Here is a 19315-nt window from a genome sequence, read left to right on the forward strand (position 1 = left end):
ATGAAGCTTGAAGTCGTCCTCCTCCCCGTCTCCGACGTGGACAGGGCGAAAGAGTTCTATGCGACGAAACTCGGCTGGCGCTTGGACGCCGACTTCGCCGTCGACGACAGCTACCGCATCGTCCAGCTCACCCCGCCGGAGTCGGAGGCGTCCATCATCTTCGGCACCGGCCTGGTCGACACCCCTCCCGGCTCGGTTCAGGGACTGCAGCTGACCGTGTTCGACATCGAGGAGGCCCGGGATGCGTTGGTGAAGGCGGGCGTCGCGGTGTCGGAGATCTTCCACGATGTCACGGGCGTCTTCCATCACGCCGGTCTGAAGGACCGCGTGACCGGCCCGGCGCCCGAAGGCAAGTCGTACGGCTCGTTCGCCTCGTTCGATGATCCGGATGGCAACGGCTGGCTTCTGCAGGAGATCAAGACGAGGCTCCCGGGACGATGAGCGACACGAACGAGGCCCTCAGCGATGAGGAGATGACCCCGGTCATCCTCGACCACCTGAAGCAGGCGGCGGACGCGCACGGCGTGCACGAGAAGACCGAGCTCAACGGCGTCTACGACGAGCAGTGGCCCGAATGGTATGCCGCGCACATGGTGGAGACCCTGCGCGCGGCCGGCTATCGGCTGGTCCGCACAGGGTAGAAGACCGCACGCCAGGCGCGGGAACAATTCCGGCCGACCCACCGTTTACTGACATGTCAACTACTTTGCTGACACGTCAATGAACTGAGGTCATCATGGTCAACCCCGAGCGTCTGACAGACGACGAGCTCGCGGTGTGGCGCTCGCTGATGGACACGACGACGGACCTGCGCCGGCTCCTCGCCGCGCAACTGCAGGAGGTCGCCCTCTCCCCCGGCGATTACGCCGTGCTGCTCGCGCTCACCGAGGCCGCCGATCGCACACTGCGCTCCTCGGAACTCGCCGACGCCATCGACTGGGAGCGCAGTCGCCTCTCGCACCATCTCGGCCGGATGGAACGGCGCGGGCTGCTGCGCCGCGAGGAATGCCCCGGCGACAACCGCGGCGCCTTCGTCGTGCTCACCGACGACGGGATCGACGCGCTGCGGCGCGCATCCGGACCGCACCTGCGCGCCGTCAAGCACTACTTCGCGGACGCCCTGAGCGCCGAGCAGGTCGCGCACCTCGCCGACGCCCTCGGCACGGTCCGCACACATCTCGAGACCGTGGGAGGACACGAATCATGACCGGGATCACTCTGGGACGTCCCCGCGTCGCCATCCTCGGGGTCGGCCACGTCGGTTCTGCGCTCGCGCGCGTGATGCTCGACGCCGGCTACGAGGTCTCGGTCGCGGCATCCGGCGATCCGGCCAAGATCGCCCTGATCGCAACCGTTCTGATGCCCGGCGCACACGCTACCTGGGCCGCAGAGGCGGTCGCGGAGGCCGACATCGTCGTGCTCGCCATCCCGCTGCACCGGTTCCCGTCACTCGACCACCGGATGCTCGACGGCAAGATCGTCATCGACACGATGAACTACTGGGCGCCCACCGACGGGGTGCAGCCCCTCTTCGAGGACACCCCGCTGACCAGCAGCGAGGTCGTGCAGAACCTGCTGCCCGACGCGACCGTGGTCAAGACCTTCAACCACATCGGCTACCACGAGATGGAAGAGGAACGTCGTCCGGCCGGCTCCGCGGAGCGCCGTGCGCTCGGCGTCGCCTCGGACGACCCCGAGGCGGCCGCGCTCGTCGGAACACTCGTCGACGCGATCGGCTACGACGTGATCGCCCTCGACAACCTGCGCGACGGCGTCGCCTTCGAGCCCGGTGGTCCCGTATTCGGCGCGCGGCTCACCGCCGACGAGTTCGACCAGGCCGTGTCGGTTCGGGCCGCTGCCTGACGCCGCGGCGCATCACCATCACCAGAAAGAACCACAAATGAACACCGAAACCCCCACTCCCGCCTTTCCTCTGCAATTCGGCCTCGACACCTTCGGCGACGTCACCTTCGACGCTGCCGGGCATCCCCTCTCTCACGCCCAGACGATCCGGAACCTCGTCGAACACGGCGTCGCCGCCGAGCAGGCCGGCCTCGACTTCTTCGGCATCGGCGAACACCACACCGACGACATGCCGTTGTCGGCCGCCGACACGGTGCTGGCTGCGATCGCCGCCCGCACCGACAAGATCCACCTCGGCTCCGCCGTCACCGTGCTCAGCTCCGACGACCCGGTGCGCGTATTCCAGCGCTACTCGACGCTGAACGCGATCTCGGATGGTCGCGCCGAGGTGATCCTCGGCCGCGGATCGAGCATCGACTCGTTCCCCCTGTTCGGCTTCGACCTCGCCGATTACCAGGACCTCTTCGAGGAGAAGACCAACCTCTTCGCGCAGCTGCTGCAGGGTGGTCCGGTCACCTGGGAGGGCCGCACCCGCGCCGCCCTGAAAGATCAGGATGTCGTCCCGCACCTCGAGACACCCCTGCCGACCTGGATCGGCGTCGGCGGCAGCCCCGAGTCGGTCGTCCGTGCCGCACGCTACGGGTTCTCGCTCATGCTGGCCGTGATCGGCGGCCCCGTCGGCCGCTTCGCGCCGTATTCGCAGCTGTTCCTGCAGGCGCTCGAACAGTTCGGTCACACCCCGAAGCCGATCGGACTGCACTCCCCCGGACACGTCGCCGCGACCGACGAGCAGGCCCGTGAAGAGTTCTGGCCGCGCTACCTCGAGGTCATCCGGCGCGTGAGCAAGACCCGCGGTTTCGCGGTTCCGACCGAGGCGTCGTTCCTGCACGAGATCGGCCCGGATGGCTCCCTGTATGTCGGCTCGCCCGAGACGGTCGCGACCAAGATCGCACGCAGCATGACGACGGTCAACGCCAACCGCTTCGACCTCAAGTACGCGATGGGCGGCCTCTCCGACGACGCACTGCTGACGAACATCCGGCTCTACGGCGAGGAGGTCGTGCCCCAGGTGCGCGAGCTGCTCGCGGCGTCGGCGCCCACGACCGCCTCGGCGGCCTAGGCGGCGGCCCGTCGGGGGTCGCTTTTCGTTGAGGGGCGGCTAACTCACCCAAAACCACGGTTTTGGCTGAGTTAGCCGCCCCTCAACGCGTCCTCCTTCCCGGCGGGAGCGGACTTGTTGACAATTCCTCATAACCCGAGGAGATTTGTAGTGTTCCAGCGAGAGCGTCGTACGGCGAGGTGCGCGCAGGGGTGTGCAAGCCGCGTCCTAAGGGAACGTGCACTCCCGCTGGAACCGCGAACCATGCGAACGAGGCGCCCATGAGCAACGTTGCCGAAGCGAAGCCGCGGTTCTCCGAGCAGTCACCGGTCGGGGTGCTGGTCGGCGTGGCCGCGCTGTTGCTGACGGCAGCGATCTGCGGCATTCTGCGCATCGATCAGGGCGTCGCGAGCACCGCGACAGCCGTGGCCGGCGCGGTTCCGGCGACGATCGCCCTGATCGCCAACCGCAAGCGCCGGAATCTCCAGAGGGATGTCACGCAGATCAGGGCGGGCAACCTGGACCGCCCCGTCGGCCTCATTGTGGTCCTCGCCACGGCCGCACTACTCGTGTACGACACGATCGCCGGGATTCTGATCGCGCTGCTCGGTCTCGATACGACCGGAACATTGCTCGTAACCCTGGTAGGAACTGTTGGAGTGTTCTTCGCGGCCGCCTGGCTGTCGAACTACCTGGGTCCGCGTCCCTACCTATGGATGACCGTGATCGTGGTCGCGACGTTCGCGGTGCGTACTCTCATCGTCGGCATCTCGCTCTCGTTCGTCATCCAGGTGTTCGGCGCAGACATGATCGGCTACCTCTACCTCGGCGTGGTGATCGGCCATCTTCTCTATTTGCTGGCCGCACTCCTCGGGACGCGCTTCGGGCGTCGCCACTACAACGAGTTCCTGAAGCGGAAGGCCGCAGAGGTCGAGGCGCGGATCCGGGCGCAAGGCGTGACACCGGCGACCGCCGCGACCGTCGGGTTCGCGACACCTGCTCAGCCGGCTGCGGAGGCCCCGATCGCGATGCCCGCGGCCGCGCATCCGGCGTCGGTACCTGGCACCGAGCAGCCGCCCGCACCCACTCCTCCCCCGCCTCCGCCCGTCATTGCGCCGGCCGGCTGGTATCCGGATGTCGAACTCCGCGGCATCCAGCGCTGGTGGGACGGAACGCAGTGGACGGACCACCGGAGGAACGCGGACTGAGTCGCCGATTGCTCGACCGCACCAGCTCTGATCTCGCGCGCCATCCCCTAAAGGGGTCCGCGCAGGAGCATGTCGCATTTCCGCGAGCCACCGACACGCGCCTGATGGAGAGTGGAACGAACGAACGAGCCTCACGACCTCACATTCCCCGCCGCTGGCGCGTCTACCAAGTGAAGGCAACCGCGAACCGAGGAGCACACGACCTCTCATGTATGACCGTCACGCCACCATCACCACGACCATCGGCGAGCTCACGCTCGTCGCCTCCGACGACGCACTGATCGGCATCTACTTCCCGCACCACTGGGTCAGCATCGAGCGCGCGGCCCGCGGTATCGAGGTCGACGCCGCCGCCGATCCGGTGCTCTCCGAGGCCGCCGCACAGCTCGACGCGTACCTCACCGGCGAACGCACCGAATTCACCCTGAAGACCGCGACCGAGGGCGACCCGTTCCAGCAGCGCGTGTGGGCCATCCTGAACGAGATCCCGTTCGGCGAGACCCTCACCTACGGCGAGATCGCGGAACGACTCGGCGACCGCTCGCTTGCCCGGATGGTCGGCAGAGCCGTCGGCTCCAACCCGCTGTCGATCATCGTCCCCTGCCACCGGGTGATCGGCACCAGCGGCAAGCTCACGGGTTACGCTGGCGGCCTGGAGCGCAAGCAGCGTCTCCTCGAACTCGAGGATGCGCCGGTCGTCACCGCAGGCAGACTGTTCTGACGGTGGCCGGGCGAAAGGCACCGGGAGCACGGGAGCGATGAAGAGACCGTTCGAGCAGCTGGTCGCCGACCACGGCGCGGCGGTCCTCCGCGTCTGCCGCAGCATGGTCGGGATGCACGATGCCGACGATGCCTGGTCCGACACCTTTCTGGCCGCGCTCCGCGTCTATCCGGAGCTGCCCGAGACCGCCAACACCGAGGCCTGGCTCGTCACCATCGCGCATCGCAAGTGCATCGACATCCTCCGCGCCGGCGCACGGCACGCCATCCCGATGGCCGACCCACCGGAACGCGCATCGACGCTCGGTGTGCCGGATGACGGCGACGAGCTCTGGGATGCGGTGGCCCGCCTCCCCGACAAGCAGCGCGAGACCATCGCGTACCACTACGGCGCAGGTCTCCCCTACGCCGAGATCGCCGACCTGATCGGCGGGACGGCGGCCGCCGCACGCCGCGCCGCCTCCGACGGCATCGCCGCACTCCGCACGCAGTTCGAGACCCAGCGGGAGGACATCCGCTCATGAACCCCACCCCCACTCCGCAGCCCCTGATCGAAGAGTCCTTGAGCTCGGCGATCGATCCTGCTGTCTTGGAGCGACTGCACCGACGGCTCGAGGATGCCGCAGCCGCCGACGACCTGCTCGACGTCAGCTACCGCACCGTCGACACTCCCGTCGGGCCCCTGCTGCTCGCGGCCACCCCGCGCGGCCTGGTCCGCGTCGCCTACGCGATCGAGGGGCACGACCATGTGCTGGAGACGATCGCCAGCCGGATCAGTCCGCGCATCCTGCGCAGTGGCAATCGATTGGATGCTGCGGCGCGCGAACTCGACGAGTACTTCGCCGGCACCCGCCACACCTTCGACCTTCCGCTGGACTTCAGCCTCTCGCGTGGCTTCCGTCGACTCGTGCAGCAGCAGCTGCCCGACATCTCGTACGGCCAGACACGCAGCTACGGACAGGTCGCCTCGCTCGTCGGCAACCCGCGCGCCGTGCGAGCGGTCGGAACGGCCTGCGCGACCAATCCCCTCCCCGTCGTGCTCCCCTGCCATCGCGTCGTGCGCTCGGACGGCACCCTCGGCAACTACGCCGGCGGCCCCGAAGCGAAGCAGATTCTGCTTCGGTTCGAAGGCGCGGCCTGACGTGCCCGAGCGCAACCGCGTCACCCCGTTCGGCGACATCATCGCTACGCCGACGCGGGGCGCGTGGACCGGCAACCGCGGGCAGTTGCACCGCGGCCACGAGATCGTCCGGAACCATGCCGGCGATCTCTGGATCACGTGCGAGCTGCAGTTCCGGGGCCGGTGGCACGAGCAATGGCAGCCGGGACGGTACACGTACCTGTATTTCTTCGACGAGGCCGTGTCGCTCGCCGCCGGCCACCGGCCCTGCGCCGAGTGCCGCCGCGAGAGCTACAACGCGTATCGCGCGGCGTGGGCGGAGGGCCTCGGCGTCGCCCTGCCGCCGGCGAAGGAGATGAACCGGCAACTGCACGCCGAGCGGATCGTGCGCGGCACGCACCGCCGCCGACTGCACCGGATGCCGTGGGCAGACCTGCCCGCCGGCACCTTCGTCTCCGTCGGCGATGCCCCGTGGTTGGTGCTCGCCGACGAGCTCGTCGAGTGGACGACGTCCGGCTACGAGCGGCACACCGACCGGCCGCGGAGAGGCGACGCGACCGTGATCACGCCGCCGTCGAGCGTCGCGGTGATCGGGAGCGGCTACCCGGTTCAGATCGATCACTCGGCTGCGAACGGGCGGGTGCTGGATCCCGGTCACCGCCCGTAGCGCACACAGGGCGTGTCGCCCCCGGCCTCTGCGCCGGGACCCTTCCCCCGCCGGGCACGACAGGAGGACGATGGTCCCATCGTTCCGCCGCCATCCAGCGCGCGCAGACAGGAGCATTCCGATGAGCCCTCACGCCACCTCTGCCGCAACCGTCGACGTCTCCGGCATCCCGCTCCCCACGCAGACCCGGCATCACCCGCACCATCACCACGGCTGGTGGTGGAAGACACTGCTCGCCGGCCTCGCGCTGTGGATCGTGACCATCGTCGTCACCGCGATCACCGGCAACACCAACCTCGTGCCGACGCTCATTCTGCTCGGCAGCTTCCTCGTGCCGTTCTGCGTCGTGCTGTTCGTCATCGAACGGGTGACCGGATCGATCAGCACGCTTCAGCTGATCCTCGCGTTCTTCGTCGGCGGCATCTTCGGTGTGCTCGGCGCATCCCTCCTCGAATTCCCCCTGCAGCAGACGTTCTGGGTCTACGGGCTCGTCGGGCTGATCGAGGAGTTCGTGAAGGGCGTGCTGCTCATCATCATCGGCTGGCGGGTCGTGCCGAAGACGGCGAAGCAGGGCGCGCTGCTCGGCGCGACGATCGGGGCCGGGTTCGCCGCCTTCGAGTCGGCGGGCTATGCCTTCAACGCCGCGATCACCACGCAGGGCATCGACCTCTTCTCACTGCTCGAGACGGAGGTCGTGCGTGCGACGCTGGCGCCCGTGGGGCATGTTCTCTGGACCGCCATCTTCGGAGCGGTCCTCTTCGGCTGCGCGCACCTGCGGCCGCGCTTCCGGTGGTCGGCGTGGATCCTCCTGACCTACGCCGTCAGCGCCCTGCTGCACGCGCTGTGGGACTCGTCATCCGAGGTCGCCTCGTTCATCGCCCTGCTGCTGAACGGCGAGGCGATGCAGGAGTTGCAGAACGGCTTCCTGACCACGGCCACCCAGAACTCGATCGCCGCGCTCGCCACCGTGCTCTACATCGTGGGACTGGCGATCATCTCGGCCGCGGGCATCATCACCCTCTGGCTGATCCTCCGGCACTTCAAACGGGCCGAACAGCTCTGGCTGGCGCCTGTGCCCGTGCCCTTGCCCTTGCCCTGACACGCCGGATGCGCCATCCCGCCCGCTCTCCGCGCGACACCCGTTGTGGGGTCATTGCAGCGTCAGCGATACGCGTACTCTCGTAAATAGTGAGTAGAACTCATTATGTGGACAATGATCTTCGAGGCCGAGCGGGAGGGATGAGGATGGACTCGACGGGCAACTCGAGCGAGGCCCTGGTCGTCGTCACCGACCGCATGCTGAACGCGGAGGAGGCCGGGGACTACGTCGCCGCCGTCTACTGGGCAGCCGTGCGCGCGCGGGTCATCATCCGGATCGCCAACGAGGTCAGCCGGCCGGGTGGCGATTAGGCGGACCGTTCCAGAATCCCAGCGGATTGTGGTTGTTGTAGAGCACGAGCCCGTCCGCCTTCTCGAGCGAATCACACACGGCCATCAAGGTCCTCTTCGCCGGGTCGAGATCCCACTTGACGAGCAGGTACTGGTCAACGCCCCTGCGATCGGTGAACCGTTTGACGACCGCCTTGGGCAGCACGTCGTCGTTCCGCATCACCAGCCAGGTGTCGCGGTCGTAACGGATGGGCTTCGGGCGGTCCACGACACCATTAGAACATACGTTCGAATGTCGCGCTCCCCAAGCTTCCCGTTGAAGGGTGGCAAATCGGGGTAAACACGCCGGCAGGGGCTGGATTTGCCACCCCTCAACGGAAACGCCTCCGTCGGCGTGCTGGCGCTTGCGTCGGCGGGGGCGTAGAACAGGCACCAGAACGCACGGAGCCGAGAGAGCCAGTGGATGGAGGACCGCAGATGACCGACCGATTCGATGACGATGACGATGCCCTCGACGTGGATGAGCTGGTGGCGGGCGGTCGAACGCCGTACGACGCCGACGGCTTCGTGGAGCCGTCCCACATCGTGACGAGCGACGACGAAGACGACGAAGACGAGACGGACGAGGAGAGGGAAGAACCCGGCACCGAGTGGCCCTGACGCTCGCCTAGCTGTTCACGCCGCCGGATGCCCCGCCCGGGCCGGGCTCAGAAGCCTTCCGGGTCCCGCGGGGTGTACGGCGCTTCGAGTTGCGCGAGCTCGTCCTCGGTGAGCGTCACGTCGACCGATGCCACCGCATCCTCGAGGTGCCGCATCTTCGTGGCGCCGACGATCGGAGCCGTGACCGCGCTCTGCTGCCGCACCCACGCCAGCGCCACCTGCGCCCGCGAGATCCCGCGCGCCGCCGCGACGGCGGCCACCGCCTCGACGATCCGCCGGTTGGACTCCTCCGTGCTGCGGTACAGCGTCTGCCCGAACCGGTCCGTCTCCGAGCGGTCGGTCGTCGTTCCCCAGTCGCGCGTCAGCAGTCCGCGCGCGAGCGGCGACCACGGCAGCACACCGACGCGCTGGTCCTCGCAGAGCGGATGCATCTCCCGCTCCTCCTCGCGCTGCACCAGGTTGTACTGATCCTGCATCGAGACGAACGGCGTCCATCCCTGTGCTCGCGCCACGTGCTGCGCCTTCGAGAACTGCCACGCCCACATCGACGACGCCCCGATGTAGCGCGCCTTGCCGGCACGCACGACGTCGTTCAGCGCCTCCATCGTCTCCTCGATCGGCGTCTCCGGATCCCACCGGTGGATCTGGTAGAGGTCGACGTAGTCGGTCCCGAGACGGCGGAGGCTCGCATCGATCGCCGACAGGATGTGCGCTCGCGACAGTCCCGCGCTGTTCGGCCCCGGCCCCATCCGCCCGTGCACCTTGGTCGCGATCACGACGTCGTCGCGCGACGCGTGGGCGCCGAGGGCCGCGCCGACGATTTCTTCGCTCGTGCCGTCGGAGTACACGTCGGCGGTGTCGAACGTCGTGATTCCGGCTTCGAGGGCCGCCCGGATGAACGGCTCGCTCTCCTCAGCCCCCATCGACCACGGATGCGCGCCCCGGTTCGGCTCGCCGAAGCTCATGCAACCGAGCACGACCTCCGAGATCTTCAGTCCTGTACCGCCGAGGTTCACGTAGCGCATCCTCCGACCCTATCCCCCGCCGCCTTTCGTTGAGGGGTGGCAAATGCGCCTGAACACGCCGGGCGAGCCCGGATTTGCCACCCCTCAACGAGAGCGGGCCACCCCTCAACGAGAGCGGGCCACCCCTCGACCAAACTCAGACGACGACGGAGGCGGCCTCGGTCGCCGACGTGCCCGTCACGATCGGCGTCAGATCGACCTCGCGACCGTTGATGCGGAACGCGTAGCGGCCCGTCTGCTCGATCACCGCGGTCTCCTCCATGTAGTCGATCAGCTGCGCGCGCTCCTCCGTCGTGAGCCACTCGACCGGGTCGGACGTCGAGCGGAACTCGAGGATCGCCGCCGTGTCGCGCAGCACCTCCCGCTCCCCCTCGGAGAGCAGACTGCGCGCCGAGCGGAAGTAGATCGCGTCGGGGTCCACCTCGTAGAGCCGTTTCATCCACACACGGTTGATCGACGCCACCAGCGAGTTGCGTGCGCCGACACCCGACGGATCGTCGGCCCGCTCGGCGTTGTCCCAGAACGCGCCGACATCCGGGCCGACCCGGGTGCCGTCGAACACACCCACCGACGGGAGCATCGGCACCCCGCACCCCAGCAGGTACATCGAGTCGCCGACGACCTCCCGAATGTGCCGGATGGCGTCCCGGTACGCCGTCTCCCGGTGCACGTTCTCCCGGCGGTTGCCGGTGATCGCCCCCGCGTACATGAAGTCGAGCTTGAGGTACCCGAACCCCCAGCCGACGACGCGCTCGAACACCTCGCGCAGGTGGTCCTTCACTTCGCTCTGCGTGGTGTCGAGGGAGTAGTAGTGCGAGTTCCAGTTGTAGCCGCTGACCAGCGGCCGCCCGTCGTCGTCCTGCACGAGCAGATCCGGGCGGGTGCGCGCGATGTCTGAGTCCGGCAGAGCGATCATCGGCGCAAGCCAGAGCCCGGGGCGGAAGCCGGCGTCGGCGATGCGCGACGCGGTCGCCGCCATCCCCGACGGGAACTTCGCACCGGCGGTCCAGTCACCGACGATGGGCTCCCAGCCGTCGTCGAGCTGGAAGACGTCGAACGGATAGCCGGCGAGGTCCGACACCGTGCGCGCCACGAGGTCTTCGTCGATGTCCTCGAAGAACGAGTACCAGCTGCTCCAGACGGTGCCGGCGCGCTGCGATCGGCGTCCCAGGCGTTCCGACACGGCATCGGCGTAGTCGGCGAACACCGTGCGCTCGGGTCCGTAGGCGACGAACCAGTCGGAGGCATCCTCCTCACCTCGAGCCCACAGCACGTTCGCGTCCGCGCCGACCCGTGGGGTCCCCAGCCCGAGGGCGCCGACGAGCAGCACGTTCCCGTCCGGACCGGCGACCGCGCCGACCGCGCTGCCGGAGTGGGCGTGCGGCGTCTCGTTCACCGCGTCATCGGCCGTCAGGAGTCGCCGCGGACTGTTCTTGATCCCGATGGTCGCGCCGTCGGTGCGCGCCCAGCCACTGGGGCTCCACGAGTTCCAGCCGTGGCGGTAGAACTCGGTGTCGCCGAAGGGGTGCAGGAGGGCGAGCGGACCGGCGGGGACGATGTAGCCCGAGGGGGTGCTCGTGGGGTGACCGGAGACGTTCGCGGGGATCCGGACGGTTCCGAAGTCGAAGGTGTGCAGCATGGACGATCTTTCTACGCGGGTCGCGGGGGCGGCTCAGCACCGCCCCCGCGATCGAACGAACGGACTACTTGAAGAGGGCGTTGACCTGGTCGTTGGCCTTGGTCAGCGCGGGCGCCGCCTTCGCCGACCCCAGGGCGACGCTCTGGATGGCGTCCTGAACGATCTGGCTCAGCTCGGTGCCGTGGTAGCTGATCGGCAGGATGAACGTGCCGTCCTTCGCCTGCTGCTCGTCGAGGAAGACCTTGGCGTTCAGGCCCACCTTCTCACGCACGGCGGCCGACTTCTCCGAGGCCTCCTTGATGGCGGGGAAGACGACACCGGTGGCGGCCACGGTGTTCTGGCAGTCGGAGGACGCGAGGTACGAGACCCACTTCCAGGCCTCGTCCTTGTGCTTCGATCCGGCGTAGATCGCGTCGGACAGGCCGTTGATCGCGGACTTGCGACCCTCGGGCCCGATCGGCAGCGGGGCGAAGCCGTACTGGTCGGTCTTGCCCTTGTACGCCGCGAGGTTGAACGAGCCGAGCGTGGTGAGCGCTCCGCCGCCGTTCTCGAGCACCTCGGAGCGCGCGAGCGTCGACTGCGTGTCGAGCTTGGGCGCGTAGCCCTTGCCCGAGAGCCCGGCCAGCCACGCGACCGTGTCGGTCAGCTTGCTGTCGTCGTAGTTGAACTTCGTGCCGAACGGGTTCTTGTCCGCGTACGTCCAGCCGTTCGAGACGGCGAGGTTGCCCCAGCCGTTCTGGCCCTGCGATCCGTCCGCCCACTCCGGCAGGAAGCCGTACGTTTTGACCTTGTTCTTGTCGAAGGCGGGGTCGAGCCCGTTGTGGCCGTTCTTGTCGACCGTGAGCTTGGCGATCGTCTGCTCGAACGTTCCGCCGTCGGTCGGGTTCCAGGTGAGGTTCGCGAGCGAGGCCTCATCGATGCCCGCCGCCTTCAGATCGGCCTTGTTGTAGACCAGGCCCATCGTGTCCCAGTCCTTCGGCAGCCCGTAACGGGCGTCGCCCACCTTCCACAGCTCGGGCAGCCCCTCGACGTACTGGCTCAGGTCGATGTTGTCCTTCTTGACGTACGGCTCGATGTCGACGATCTGCTTGTCCTGCACGAACTGCGGGTAGTACGACACCTGGTCGACCCACACGTCGGGGGCGCTCCCTGCGGCGATCTGCGTCGTCAGGTTGGTCCAGTACTGACCCCACGCCGACTGGCTGATCTTGACGGTGATGTTCGGGTTCTCCTTCTCGAACTGGTCGACGCACTGCTGATAGGCCGGCACCTGGGTGTCGTCCCACATCCAGTACTGGAGGGTGACTTTGGCGTCAGAGCCCGACCCGGAGGACGAGCAGGCCGAAACACCGGCGAGGAGTGCGGCGGCGGCAGCAATGGCGGCGACGCGACGTACCTTGTTCATCTGTTTCTCTCTCTGTGTGATTGATGGTGCGTTGGGGGTTGGGTGGATCACTTGATGCCGGTGAAGTTGAGGGACTCCACGATGCGGCGGCCGAGGAAGATCAGGAGCACCAGCACCGGGATGACCGAGAGGGTCGAGCCCGCCATCAGTCCGGTCCAGTCGGGTTGCGTGTTCGGGGACTGCTGCAGGTACACGCCGAGGGCGACGGTCATCGTGCGCACGCTCTCGTCGCGGCCGATCAGTAGGGGCCACAGGTAGTCCTTCCACGCCCAGACCACCGTGATGAGGCCGATCGTGATGAGCGGCCCCTTGCTCATCGGGAGCGCGATCCGCCAGAACACGCGCGCCTTGCCGGCGCCGTCGAGCAGGGCCGCCTCTTCGACGTCGACCGGGATGTTGAGGAAGAACTGACGGAGGAAGAAGAGGGCGAACGGCGTCATGAGCAGGCTCGGGGCGACCATCCCGAACACGTTGTTGAGTAGCCCGAGGTCGCGCACCAGCACGAAGTTCGGCAGCAGTGTGAAGATGCCGGGCACCATGAGGGCAGCGATCAGGATGGCGAACAGGATGTTGCGGCCGGGGAAACGCAGCCGCGCGAACGCGTATCCGCCCATCGCGCAGAACAGCGTCTGGAAGAAGCCGATCAGCGCGCAGTAGATGATCGAGTTCCACAGGTAGAGCAGGAAGTTGATCGATGCACCGGATCCGCCGGCGGCCTGATCCTGCGCCGGGGTGAGGAAGCCGAGCACGCGTGCGAAGTTGATGATCGTCGGGCTGCCGGGGAACAGCGAGCCCGAGTCCCTGATGACGTCGGCGGCCGGCGTCAGCGCGGTCTTGAGCATCCAGTAGAAGGGGAAGATCGTCAGCACCAGCGAGACGATCAGCACGATCCATCCGAGGGTGCGTCCGAGGGAGAAGGGGCGGCGCACGCGCCCGGCCGTCTTCTTCGATGATGTGGATGACGTGGATGTCGTCGCGGTCTTCGCGATCGCGCCGGCGGCCGCCGGGGCGGTGACGAGGGGAACGGAGGGCTTTGTCGTTGTCATGAGCGGGTCCTAGGCGAGCTGGGATTCGGAGGCACGGAGCAGGCGCAGCTGCACCGCGGTGAGGATGCCGAGGACGAGGACGAGGACGATGGCCATCGTCGCGGCGTAGCCCATATGGAAGTAGTTGAACGCCTGTTGATAGATGTAGTAGTAGATGACCCTCGTCGCGTTCACCGGGCCGCCCTTCGTCGTCACCGCGACCGTGTCGAAGATCTGGAACGACCCGATCAGCGAGACCACCAGCACGAGCGCCAGGATGGGCCGCAGCAGCGGCAGGGTGATGCGGGTGAAGAGCCGCCACTCCCCTGCGCCGTCGAGCGACGCGCTCTCGTACAGGTCGCTCGGGATCTGCAGCATGCCCGCGTAGAACAGCAGGGCCGTGTAGCCGGTGAACGCCCACGTGTTCACGATCGAGATCGTCGGGATGCTCAACGCCGGGTTGGTGAAGAAGCCGACAGCCGGCAGCCCCATCGACGTGATCACGTGATTGACGAAGCCGAGGTTGGTGTCGAGCAGCCACAGCCAGATCAGGCCGACCGTCACGTTCGGCACCAGCCACGGCAGCAGCAGCGTCGTCCGCAGCACCACCGAGCGGGTCAGGCGGTGCATGAGCGCTGCGAGCAGCAGGGCGAGCACGGTCTGCGTCGTGACGTTGAACACGACGTAGTAGAGCGTGACGCCCATCGAGTTCCAGAACTCGCCGTCTTGGAGCACCGCCGCGTAGTTCGCGATGCCCACGAATTTCGGGTCGCCGAGCAGCGAGTAGTCGGTGAACGACCACCACACCCCGCGCACCGTCGGGTAGAGATAGAAGACGACGAAGCCGACGAGCACCGGCGCGATGAACAGCCAGGCGACCTTGCGGTCGTCGCGCCGACGGCGTCGCGGAAGGCCGGGCGCAACGCTGCGAGCCGGCGCTCTGGACAGAAGGGCTGACATAGGACCTCCAGCGCCACGAGTGAAGGAACCGTCGTTGGCGCACGTTCGTTGAATGCTGGAAGACACCGGGGTTTGAGCTCCACAGCGGGCTTCGCTCGCGGTAAAGTTCTGGTGATCGCGTTAATTATGCAAGTTGCCGTTATAAAGCGCAAGCAGGAAAGGGAACATGTCACGAGAGGCTGTAGTTCAGTCGGCCTTCGGGCCCACCGGGAGTCGATCCCTCCTGCGCCGGATGAATTCGCTCGGCATCCTGCGTGAGGTCATGGCCCGCCCCGCGACGATGCGCGACCTCGCCCGCAGCTCGGGCCTCTCCCGCACCGCCGTGGATGCCGTGGTCAACGATCTCGTCGAGATGGGCTGGCTCGAGGCGTTCGAGGGAGCGGCTGAAGGACGCCTGGGCCGTCCGGCCGCGTCATACCGCGTCGCGGCTGCGCTGGGGCATTTCCTCTCGATCGACGTCGGCGCCAACCACATCTACGCCGTCGTCACCGATCTCACGAGCGAGGTGCGCGGGCACCTGACCGCGTCGATCGATGAAGACGCCGACGCCTCCGTGCGCGTGTCGACGGCCCTGGAGGTGAGCGACCGGCTGCTCGACTCGCTCGGCCTCGATCGCGGCTCCCTGTGGGCGGTCGCCGTCGGCTCCCCCGGCGCGATCAGCAGCGACGGCGTCGTCTCGCACTTCGGTGGAACGGGCATGCCCGGCTGGGTGGGGCTCGACCTGCGCGAGCGGTTCGGCCGGGAGTTCGACGCCGTGGTGCTCGTCGAAGGCGATGTCGCCCTGGGCGCGCACGCGGAACTCACGATCGGCGCCGCGCAGCACTTCTCCGACGTCGTGTACGTCCTCTGCGGCATCCGGACCAGTGGGGCCGCGATCGTGGACGGCAAGGTGCACCGTGGGGTGCACGGCGCGGCCGGCATCGTCGGCGAGATGCCCGAGCTGCGCTGGGCCGAACTCAACGAGCTCTACGGCAGCTCGGTGCTGACCTCGCCGCGCCCGTCCCGCGAGGAGATCTTCGAGTCCGCCCGCGCCGGAGACCCGGCCGCCCTGGCCGCGGTCGACGAGTTCGCCGACGACCTCGCCACCGGGGCGGCGGCCATGGTGCTGACGCTGGACCCCGACCTGGTCGTGATCGGTGGCGGCAGCTCGCCCGCGGCCGACGTGTTCCTCCCGCGCTTCGAGCGGACGTTGCGCGAGATCGTCCCGCTCCCCCCGAGCGTCACGGCATCGACGCTCGGCTCCGAGGCCGTCGCGATGGGCGGCATCAGCCTCGCCGCCGGACACCTCGACGCCCTGCTCGAGAGCGCCGTACGCGAGCGCGAGGCGTTCCCCGACCCGGCCGCGACGCAGACGCTCCTCCGCTCCCCCTGACTCCGTCGAGGGGTGGTCGCCCTTCTCCGAAACGGAACGGTCACACAACGCCCCTAGGATTTTGATATGTCTGATCCAGGGCGCCCGCGCGCCGCGGTGATCTTCAATCCTGTCAAGACGAACGAGCGCGCCCTCCGCGCTGCGGTCGCGCAGGAGGAGACGGCCGCCGGCTGGGCGCCGACCCTGTGGTTCGAGACGTCGATCGAGGACCCCGGCACGGATGTCGCCCGCGTGGCCCTCGAGGCCGGCGCGTCCGTCGTCATCGTGGCGGGCGGCGACGGTACCGTGCGGGCGGTCGCCGAGACCATGCGCGGGAGCGGAGTGCCGCTGGCGCTCGCACCCGCCGGAACCGGCAACCTCCTGGCGCGCAACCTGCGGCTGACGCTCAACAACCTCCCGCACGCCGTTCACACGGCCTTCACCGGCCACGACCGGATGATCGACATCGCTCTCGCCGAACTCCGGCGTGAGGACGGCGCAGTCTCGAAGGCCGCGTTCCTGGTGATGGCCGGCATCGGCCTGGACGCCCGGATGGCGACGGCGACAAGCCCCGAACTCAAGCGACGGGTCGGATGGCTCGCCTACGCCGACCCCATCGCGCGCTCCGTCCTCACCAACACCCGCTTCCCGATGGACTACCGCCTCGGCGACAGCCGGCGCCGCTCCGCCCAGGTGCACACCGTCATCGTCGGCAACTGCGGCACCCTTACCGCGAACGTCCTGCTCCTCCCGGACGCCGTGGTCGATGACGGACTGCTCGACGTGATCGTGATGCGACCGCGGCGCCTCGCCGGCTGGGCGCGCATCGGCTCTCGTCTCGCCTTCAACCGCTTCCTCCACCGCACCAAGACGGGACGGATCATCCTGGCCGGCGCACCGAAACACGAAGCCCTTCAGTACGCGCAGTCGGAGACGATGACGGCCCGGTTCGAGTCTCCGCAGGAGGTCGAGCTCGACGGCGACAGCTTCGGCCTCGTCACCGCCCTGCGGCTGACGGTGGACCACCTCGGGCTCGCGATCAAGGTCCCGGCCACCTGACGGGCGCAACGGGCACCCCCTCGTCGACACGGCTTATGCCAACTCGCCGTGTACTCGAGCGATGCGGACCGAATGCACGCCAGACAGGCGTAACGTTGCGAAAATGCAAGGTAGCTGGTTTCGCCGCCCGTGGCGCAGCAGGGTCACATGACCCGGTCGGTTTCGACCCGGCCGGATAGCGCCGGTTCGGGACACAGGAATCAGCCGGGTATCCCTCCGGTCACCGGGCACGCTCGAGGGCCGCTCGTGGCGGTCGCGATCGCTGCGCTCGGGGTGGTCTTCGGCGACATCGGAACGAGCCCGCTGTACGCGTTGAAGACGGTCTTCCTCCTCGACGGCGGCGCTGTGCGCGCGAACGAGAGCGACGTGTTCGGCGTCATCTCGCTGATGTTCTGGAGCATCACGATCATCGTGTCGATCAAGTACCTGGGCATCCTGATGCGCGCCGACAACGACGGCGAGGGCGGCGTGATGGCATTGGCCGCGCTCGCGCAGCGGCTGTACTCCAAACGCGCGGGCAAGGCTGGCATCCTGCTCGTGATCGGCATCGTGGGGGTCTCCCTGTTCTACGGCGACTCGATCATCACGCCGGCGATCAGTGTCCTCTCGGCCGTCGAGGGCCTGCAGGTCACCGTCCCTTCGATCGCGCACCTGATCATCCCGATCTCCGCGGTGATCCTGATCGGCCTGTTCGTCGTCCAGCGCTTCGGGACGGGCAAGGTGGGCGGTCTCTTCGGCCCGGTCATGGTGCTGTGGTTCGTGGTGCTGGCCGCCGCGGGCCTCGCCATGGTGATCCAGTATCCGTCGGTCCTGCTCGGACTGTCCCCCACCTACGCGGTCGTCTTCATCTTCTCGCATCCGTCGATCTCGTTCATCGCGCTCGGCGCGGTGGTGCTCGTCATCACGGGAGCGGAAGCTCTCTACGCCGACATGGGGCACTTCGGGCGCTCGCCGATCCGCCGGGCGTGGTTCTTCCTCGTCTTCCCCGCGCTCACGATCAACTACCTCGGCCAGGCTGCGCTGGTGCTGCATCATCCCGCCGCCAAGGCCAATCCGTTCTTCCTGCTGATCCCGGAGTGGGGTCGACTCCCCGTGGTCATCCTGGCGACGGTCGCCACGGTGATCGCCAGCCAGGCTGTCATCTCCGGAGCCTTCTCGCTGTCCCGGCAAGCCGTGCAGCTCGGCGTGCTGCCTCCGCTCACCATCCGGCAGACGTCGAAGCGCGAGGGCGGTCAGATCTACATGCCCGCCATCAACGCGCTGCTGTTCATCGGCGTCATGACCGTGATGCTCGCGTTCGGCTCCTCCGAACGGTTGTCGACGGCCTACGGCATCTCCGTCACCGGCGCCCTCGTGGTGGACACGCTGCTGCTCGTGCTGGTCGCCCGCCCGCTCTGGAGCTGGGGACCATGGAAGATCGGGGCCGCCGCCGTCGTGTTCGGCGGCCTCGAGCTGGCATTCCTCGCCGGCAACCTCTCGAAGATCGTGAACGGCGGCTGGGTGCCACTGCTCATCGCCGCGGCGGTCATCACCATCATGACCACGTGGCGCCGGGGCCGGCAGCTCGTTCAGAACGATCGGAAGAAGAAGGAGGGCTCGCTCGCCCAGTTCATCGAGGACGTGCGCGTGCAGAACCTGCCACGGGTGCCCGGGGTCGCCATCTTCCCGCATCCGAACAAAGACAGCACTCCGCTCGCTCTGCGCGCGAACGTGAAGCACAACCACGTCCTGCACGAGCACGTCATCATCGTGTCGGTGTCCACGGCACCGGTGCCGCATGTGCCGCCGTCCGAGGCGTTCACCTACGACGATCTCGGCTACGCCGACGACGGCATCGAGCACCTGGCGATCCGTTTCGGCTTCTCGGACAAGCCGGACATCCCGCGGGCGCTCCGCGCCGCCTGCCATGCCGGAGCCCTCCCCCTCCACGCCGGCGACTTCAAGAACGCCTCGTACTTCATCTCGCGCGGAGCGATCCGTACGACGAAGAACAAGGGCATGGTCCGGTGGCGGCGTTCGTTGTTCGTCGCTCTCGCCCACAATGCGGCTGACCCCGCCGCCCGTTTCGGGCTGCCGGCGCTCCGCACGGTCACGATGGGCAGCGACGTCGAGATCTGACGTCCGC

22 protein-coding genes are annotated in these 19315 nt (G+C 67.8%); 16 read left to right on the forward strand and 6 right to left on the reverse strand.

What is annotated here, in order from left to right; genetic code table 11:
* The 12 genes from AC1DB1_RS10195 to AC1DB1_RS10250 all read left to right on the forward strand — a co-directional run bounded on the left by AC1DB1_RS10195 (position 1) and on the right by AC1DB1_RS10250 (position 8087).
* Positions 1-441, forward strand: coding sequence for a VOC family protein (locus AC1DB1_RS10195; RefSeq protein WP_477200687.1), 441 nt, complete (start codon positions 1-3; stop codon positions 439-441).
* Positions 438-641 carry a hypothetical protein gene (locus AC1DB1_RS10200; RefSeq protein ID WP_477200688.1) on the forward strand — a complete coding sequence of 68 codons (204 nt, stop codon included), beginning with the start codon at positions 438-440 and terminating at the stop codon, positions 639-641. Before AC1DB1_RS10195 ends, AC1DB1_RS10200 begins: the two co-directional genes overlap by 4 nt.
* A gap of 95 nt (positions 642-736) precedes the next feature.
* Positions 737-1207, forward strand: a complete 471-nt coding sequence (locus tag AC1DB1_RS10205) for a MarR family winged helix-turn-helix transcriptional regulator (RefSeq protein ID WP_271177763.1) — start codon at positions 737-739, stop codon at positions 1205-1207.
* On the forward strand, positions 1204-1863 hold the full coding sequence (locus tag AC1DB1_RS10210) for an NADPH-dependent F420 reductase (protein WP_477200689.1): 660 nt from the start codon (positions 1204-1206) through the stop codon (positions 1861-1863). Before AC1DB1_RS10205 ends, AC1DB1_RS10210 begins: the two co-directional genes overlap by 4 nt.
* Before the next feature lie 37 nt (positions 1864-1900).
* A complete protein-coding gene (locus AC1DB1_RS10215; protein WP_477200690.1) occupies positions 1901-2983 on the forward strand; it encodes an LLM class flavin-dependent oxidoreductase in 1083 nt (360 codons plus the stop codon).
* A gap of 260 nt (positions 2984-3243) precedes the next feature.
* Complete coding sequence (locus AC1DB1_RS10220; protein ID WP_477200691.1) at positions 3244-4170, forward strand: DUF2510 domain-containing protein; 927 nt, start codon at positions 3244-3246, stop codon at positions 4168-4170.
* A gap of 208 nt (positions 4171-4378) precedes the next feature.
* Complete coding sequence (locus tag AC1DB1_RS10225; protein WP_477200692.1) at positions 4379-4891, forward strand: methylated-DNA--[protein]-cysteine S-methyltransferase; 513 nt, start codon at positions 4379-4381, stop codon at positions 4889-4891.
* A 37-nt stretch (positions 4892-4928) separates the two neighbouring features.
* Positions 4929-5414, forward strand: coding sequence for an RNA polymerase sigma factor (locus AC1DB1_RS10230; protein WP_477200693.1), 486 nt, complete (start codon positions 4929-4931; stop codon positions 5412-5414).
* Positions 5411-6031, forward strand: coding sequence for a methylated-DNA--[protein]-cysteine S-methyltransferase (locus AC1DB1_RS10235; protein ID WP_477200694.1), 621 nt, complete (start codon positions 5411-5413; stop codon positions 6029-6031). Before AC1DB1_RS10230 ends, AC1DB1_RS10235 begins: the two co-directional genes overlap by 4 nt.
* A gap of 1 nt (position 6032) precedes the next feature.
* On the forward strand, positions 6033-6677 hold the full coding sequence (locus tag AC1DB1_RS10240) for a hypothetical protein (protein ID WP_477200695.1): 645 nt from the start codon (positions 6033-6035) through the stop codon (positions 6675-6677).
* A gap of 121 nt (positions 6678-6798) precedes the next feature.
* A complete protein-coding gene (locus tag AC1DB1_RS10245) occupies positions 6799-7776 on the forward strand; it encodes a PrsW family intramembrane metalloprotease (protein ID WP_477200696.1) in 978 nt (325 codons plus the stop codon).
* Between the two features lie 146 nt (positions 7777-7922).
* Positions 7923-8087, forward strand: coding sequence for a hypothetical protein (locus AC1DB1_RS10250; protein WP_271177754.1), 165 nt, complete (start codon positions 7923-7925; stop codon positions 8085-8087).
* On the opposite strand, the gene AC1DB1_RS10255 is transcribed toward AC1DB1_RS10250, so the two are convergent.
* Positions 8065-8334 carry a hypothetical protein gene (locus AC1DB1_RS10255; RefSeq protein ID WP_271177753.1) on the reverse strand — a complete coding sequence of 90 codons (270 nt, stop codon included), beginning with the start codon at positions 8332-8334 and terminating at the stop codon, positions 8065-8067. The two genes, AC1DB1_RS10250 and AC1DB1_RS10255, sit on opposite strands and share 23 nt — an antisense overlap.
* Before the next feature lie 209 nt (positions 8335-8543).
* On the opposite strand from AC1DB1_RS10255, the gene AC1DB1_RS10260 reads away from it, so the two are divergent.
* The gene (locus tag AC1DB1_RS10260) at positions 8544-8726 is read left to right on the forward strand and encodes a hypothetical protein (protein ID WP_477200697.1); all 183 of its coding nucleotides are present in this window, start codon (positions 8544-8546) and stop codon (positions 8724-8726) included.
* A gap of 47 nt (positions 8727-8773) precedes the next feature.
* On the opposite strand, the gene AC1DB1_RS10265 is transcribed toward AC1DB1_RS10260, so the two are convergent.
* The 5 genes from AC1DB1_RS10265 to AC1DB1_RS10285 all read right to left on the reverse strand — a co-directional run bounded on the left by AC1DB1_RS10265 (position 8774) and on the right by AC1DB1_RS10285 (position 14780).
* Entirely contained in the window at positions 8774-9751 is a 978-nt protein-coding gene (locus AC1DB1_RS10265) for an aldo/keto reductase (RefSeq protein ID WP_477200698.1), read from the reverse strand.
* Positions 9752-9887: 136 nt separating this feature from the next.
* Positions 9888-11390 (reverse strand): glycoside hydrolase family 36 protein, encoded by a 1503-nt coding sequence (locus AC1DB1_RS10270; RefSeq protein ID WP_477200699.1) that lies wholly within the window; start codon positions 11388-11390, stop codon positions 9888-9890.
* A gap of 64 nt (positions 11391-11454) precedes the next feature.
* Entirely contained in the window at positions 11455-12795 is a 1341-nt protein-coding gene (locus tag AC1DB1_RS10275; protein WP_477200700.1) for an ABC transporter substrate-binding protein, read from the reverse strand.
* A 47-nt stretch (positions 12796-12842) separates the two neighbouring features.
* Complete coding sequence (locus AC1DB1_RS10280; protein WP_271177748.1) at positions 12843-13841, reverse strand: carbohydrate ABC transporter permease; 999 nt, start codon at positions 13839-13841, stop codon at positions 12843-12845.
* Positions 13842-13850: 9 nt separating this feature from the next.
* Positions 13851-14780, reverse strand: a complete 930-nt coding sequence (locus AC1DB1_RS10285; protein WP_271177747.1) for a carbohydrate ABC transporter permease — start codon at positions 14778-14780, stop codon at positions 13851-13853.
* Between the two features lie 232 nt (positions 14781-15012).
* Here AC1DB1_RS10285 and AC1DB1_RS10290 point away from each other — a divergent pair, with 232 nt between their 5' ends.
* The 3 genes from AC1DB1_RS10290 (at position 15013) to AC1DB1_RS10300 (ending at position 19308) form a co-directional block, all read left to right on the forward strand.
* Positions 15013-16152 carry an ROK family transcriptional regulator gene (locus tag AC1DB1_RS10290; protein ID WP_271177746.1) on the forward strand — a complete coding sequence of 380 codons (1140 nt, stop codon included), beginning with the start codon at positions 15013-15015 and terminating at the stop codon, positions 16150-16152.
* A gap of 66 nt (positions 16153-16218) precedes the next feature.
* The gene (locus AC1DB1_RS10295) at positions 16219-17190 is read left to right on the forward strand and encodes a diacylglycerol/lipid kinase family protein (RefSeq protein ID WP_477200701.1); all 972 of its coding nucleotides are present in this window, start codon (positions 16219-16221) and stop codon (positions 17188-17190) included.
* 246 nt (positions 17191-17436) lie between these two features.
* The gene (locus AC1DB1_RS10300; protein ID WP_271177744.1) at positions 17437-19308 is read left to right on the forward strand and encodes a potassium transporter Kup; all 1872 of its coding nucleotides are present in this window, start codon (positions 17437-17439) and stop codon (positions 19306-19308) included.
* Positions 19309-19315: the final 7 nt, after the last annotated feature.

It is taken from the genome of Leifsonia sp. 10N434 (genome assembly GCF_056394405.1).

Coding starts and splice junctions, on each gene's coding strand:
- AC1DB1_RS10290 (WP_271177746.1), top strand. CDS start 15,013: ATGAATTCGCTCGGCATCCTGCGTGAGGTCATGGCCCGCCCCGCGACG.
- AC1DB1_RS10275 (WP_477200700.1), bottom strand. CDS start 12,795: ATGAACAAGGTACGTCGCGTCGCCGCCATTGCTGCCGCCGCCGCACTC.
- AC1DB1_RS10270 (WP_477200699.1), bottom strand. CDS start 11,390: ATGCTGCACACCTTCGACTTCGGAACCGTCCGGATCCCCGCGAACGTC.
- AC1DB1_RS10205 (WP_271177763.1), top strand. CDS start 737: ATGGTCAACCCCGAGCGTCTGACAGACGACGAGCTCGCGGTGTGGCGC.
- AC1DB1_RS10230 (WP_477200693.1), top strand. CDS start 4,929: ATGAAGAGACCGTTCGAGCAGCTGGTCGCCGACCACGGCGCGGCGGTC.
- AC1DB1_RS10295 (WP_477200701.1), top strand. CDS start 16,219: ATGTCTGATCCAGGGCGCCCGCGCGCCGCGGTGATCTTCAATCCTGTC.
- AC1DB1_RS10260 (WP_477200697.1), top strand. CDS start 8,544: ATGACCGACCGATTCGATGACGATGACGATGCCCTCGACGTGGATGAG.
- AC1DB1_RS10220 (WP_477200691.1), top strand. CDS start 3,244: ATGAGCAACGTTGCCGAAGCGAAGCCGCGGTTCTCCGAGCAGTCACCG.
- AC1DB1_RS10280 (WP_271177748.1), bottom strand. CDS start 13,841: ATGACAACGACAAAGCCCTCCGTTCCCCTCGTCACCGCCCCGGCGGCC.
- AC1DB1_RS10200 (WP_477200688.1), top strand. CDS start 438: ATGAGCGACACGAACGAGGCCCTCAGCGATGAGGAGATGACCCCGGTC.
- AC1DB1_RS10265 (WP_477200698.1), bottom strand. CDS start 9,751: ATGCGCTACGTGAACCTCGGCGGTACAGGACTGAAGATCTCGGAGGTC.
- AC1DB1_RS10195 (WP_477200687.1), top strand. CDS start 1: ATGAAGCTTGAAGTCGTCCTCCTCCCCGTCTCCGACGTGGACAGGGCG.
- AC1DB1_RS10285 (WP_271177747.1), bottom strand. CDS start 14,780: ATGTCAGCCCTTCTGTCCAGAGCGCCGGCTCGCAGCGTTGCGCCCGGC.
- AC1DB1_RS10210 (WP_477200689.1), top strand. CDS start 1,204: ATGACCGGGATCACTCTGGGACGTCCCCGCGTCGCCATCCTCGGGGTC.
- AC1DB1_RS10245 (WP_477200696.1), top strand. CDS start 6,799: ATGAGCCCTCACGCCACCTCTGCCGCAACCGTCGACGTCTCCGGCATC.
- AC1DB1_RS10215 (WP_477200690.1), top strand. CDS start 1,901: ATGAACACCGAAACCCCCACTCCCGCCTTTCCTCTGCAATTCGGCCTC.
- AC1DB1_RS10225 (WP_477200692.1), top strand. CDS start 4,379: ATGTATGACCGTCACGCCACCATCACCACGACCATCGGCGAGCTCACG.
- AC1DB1_RS10235 (WP_477200694.1), top strand. CDS start 5,411: ATGAACCCCACCCCCACTCCGCAGCCCCTGATCGAAGAGTCCTTGAGC.
- AC1DB1_RS10250 (WP_271177754.1), top strand. CDS start 7,923: ATGGACTCGACGGGCAACTCGAGCGAGGCCCTGGTCGTCGTCACCGAC.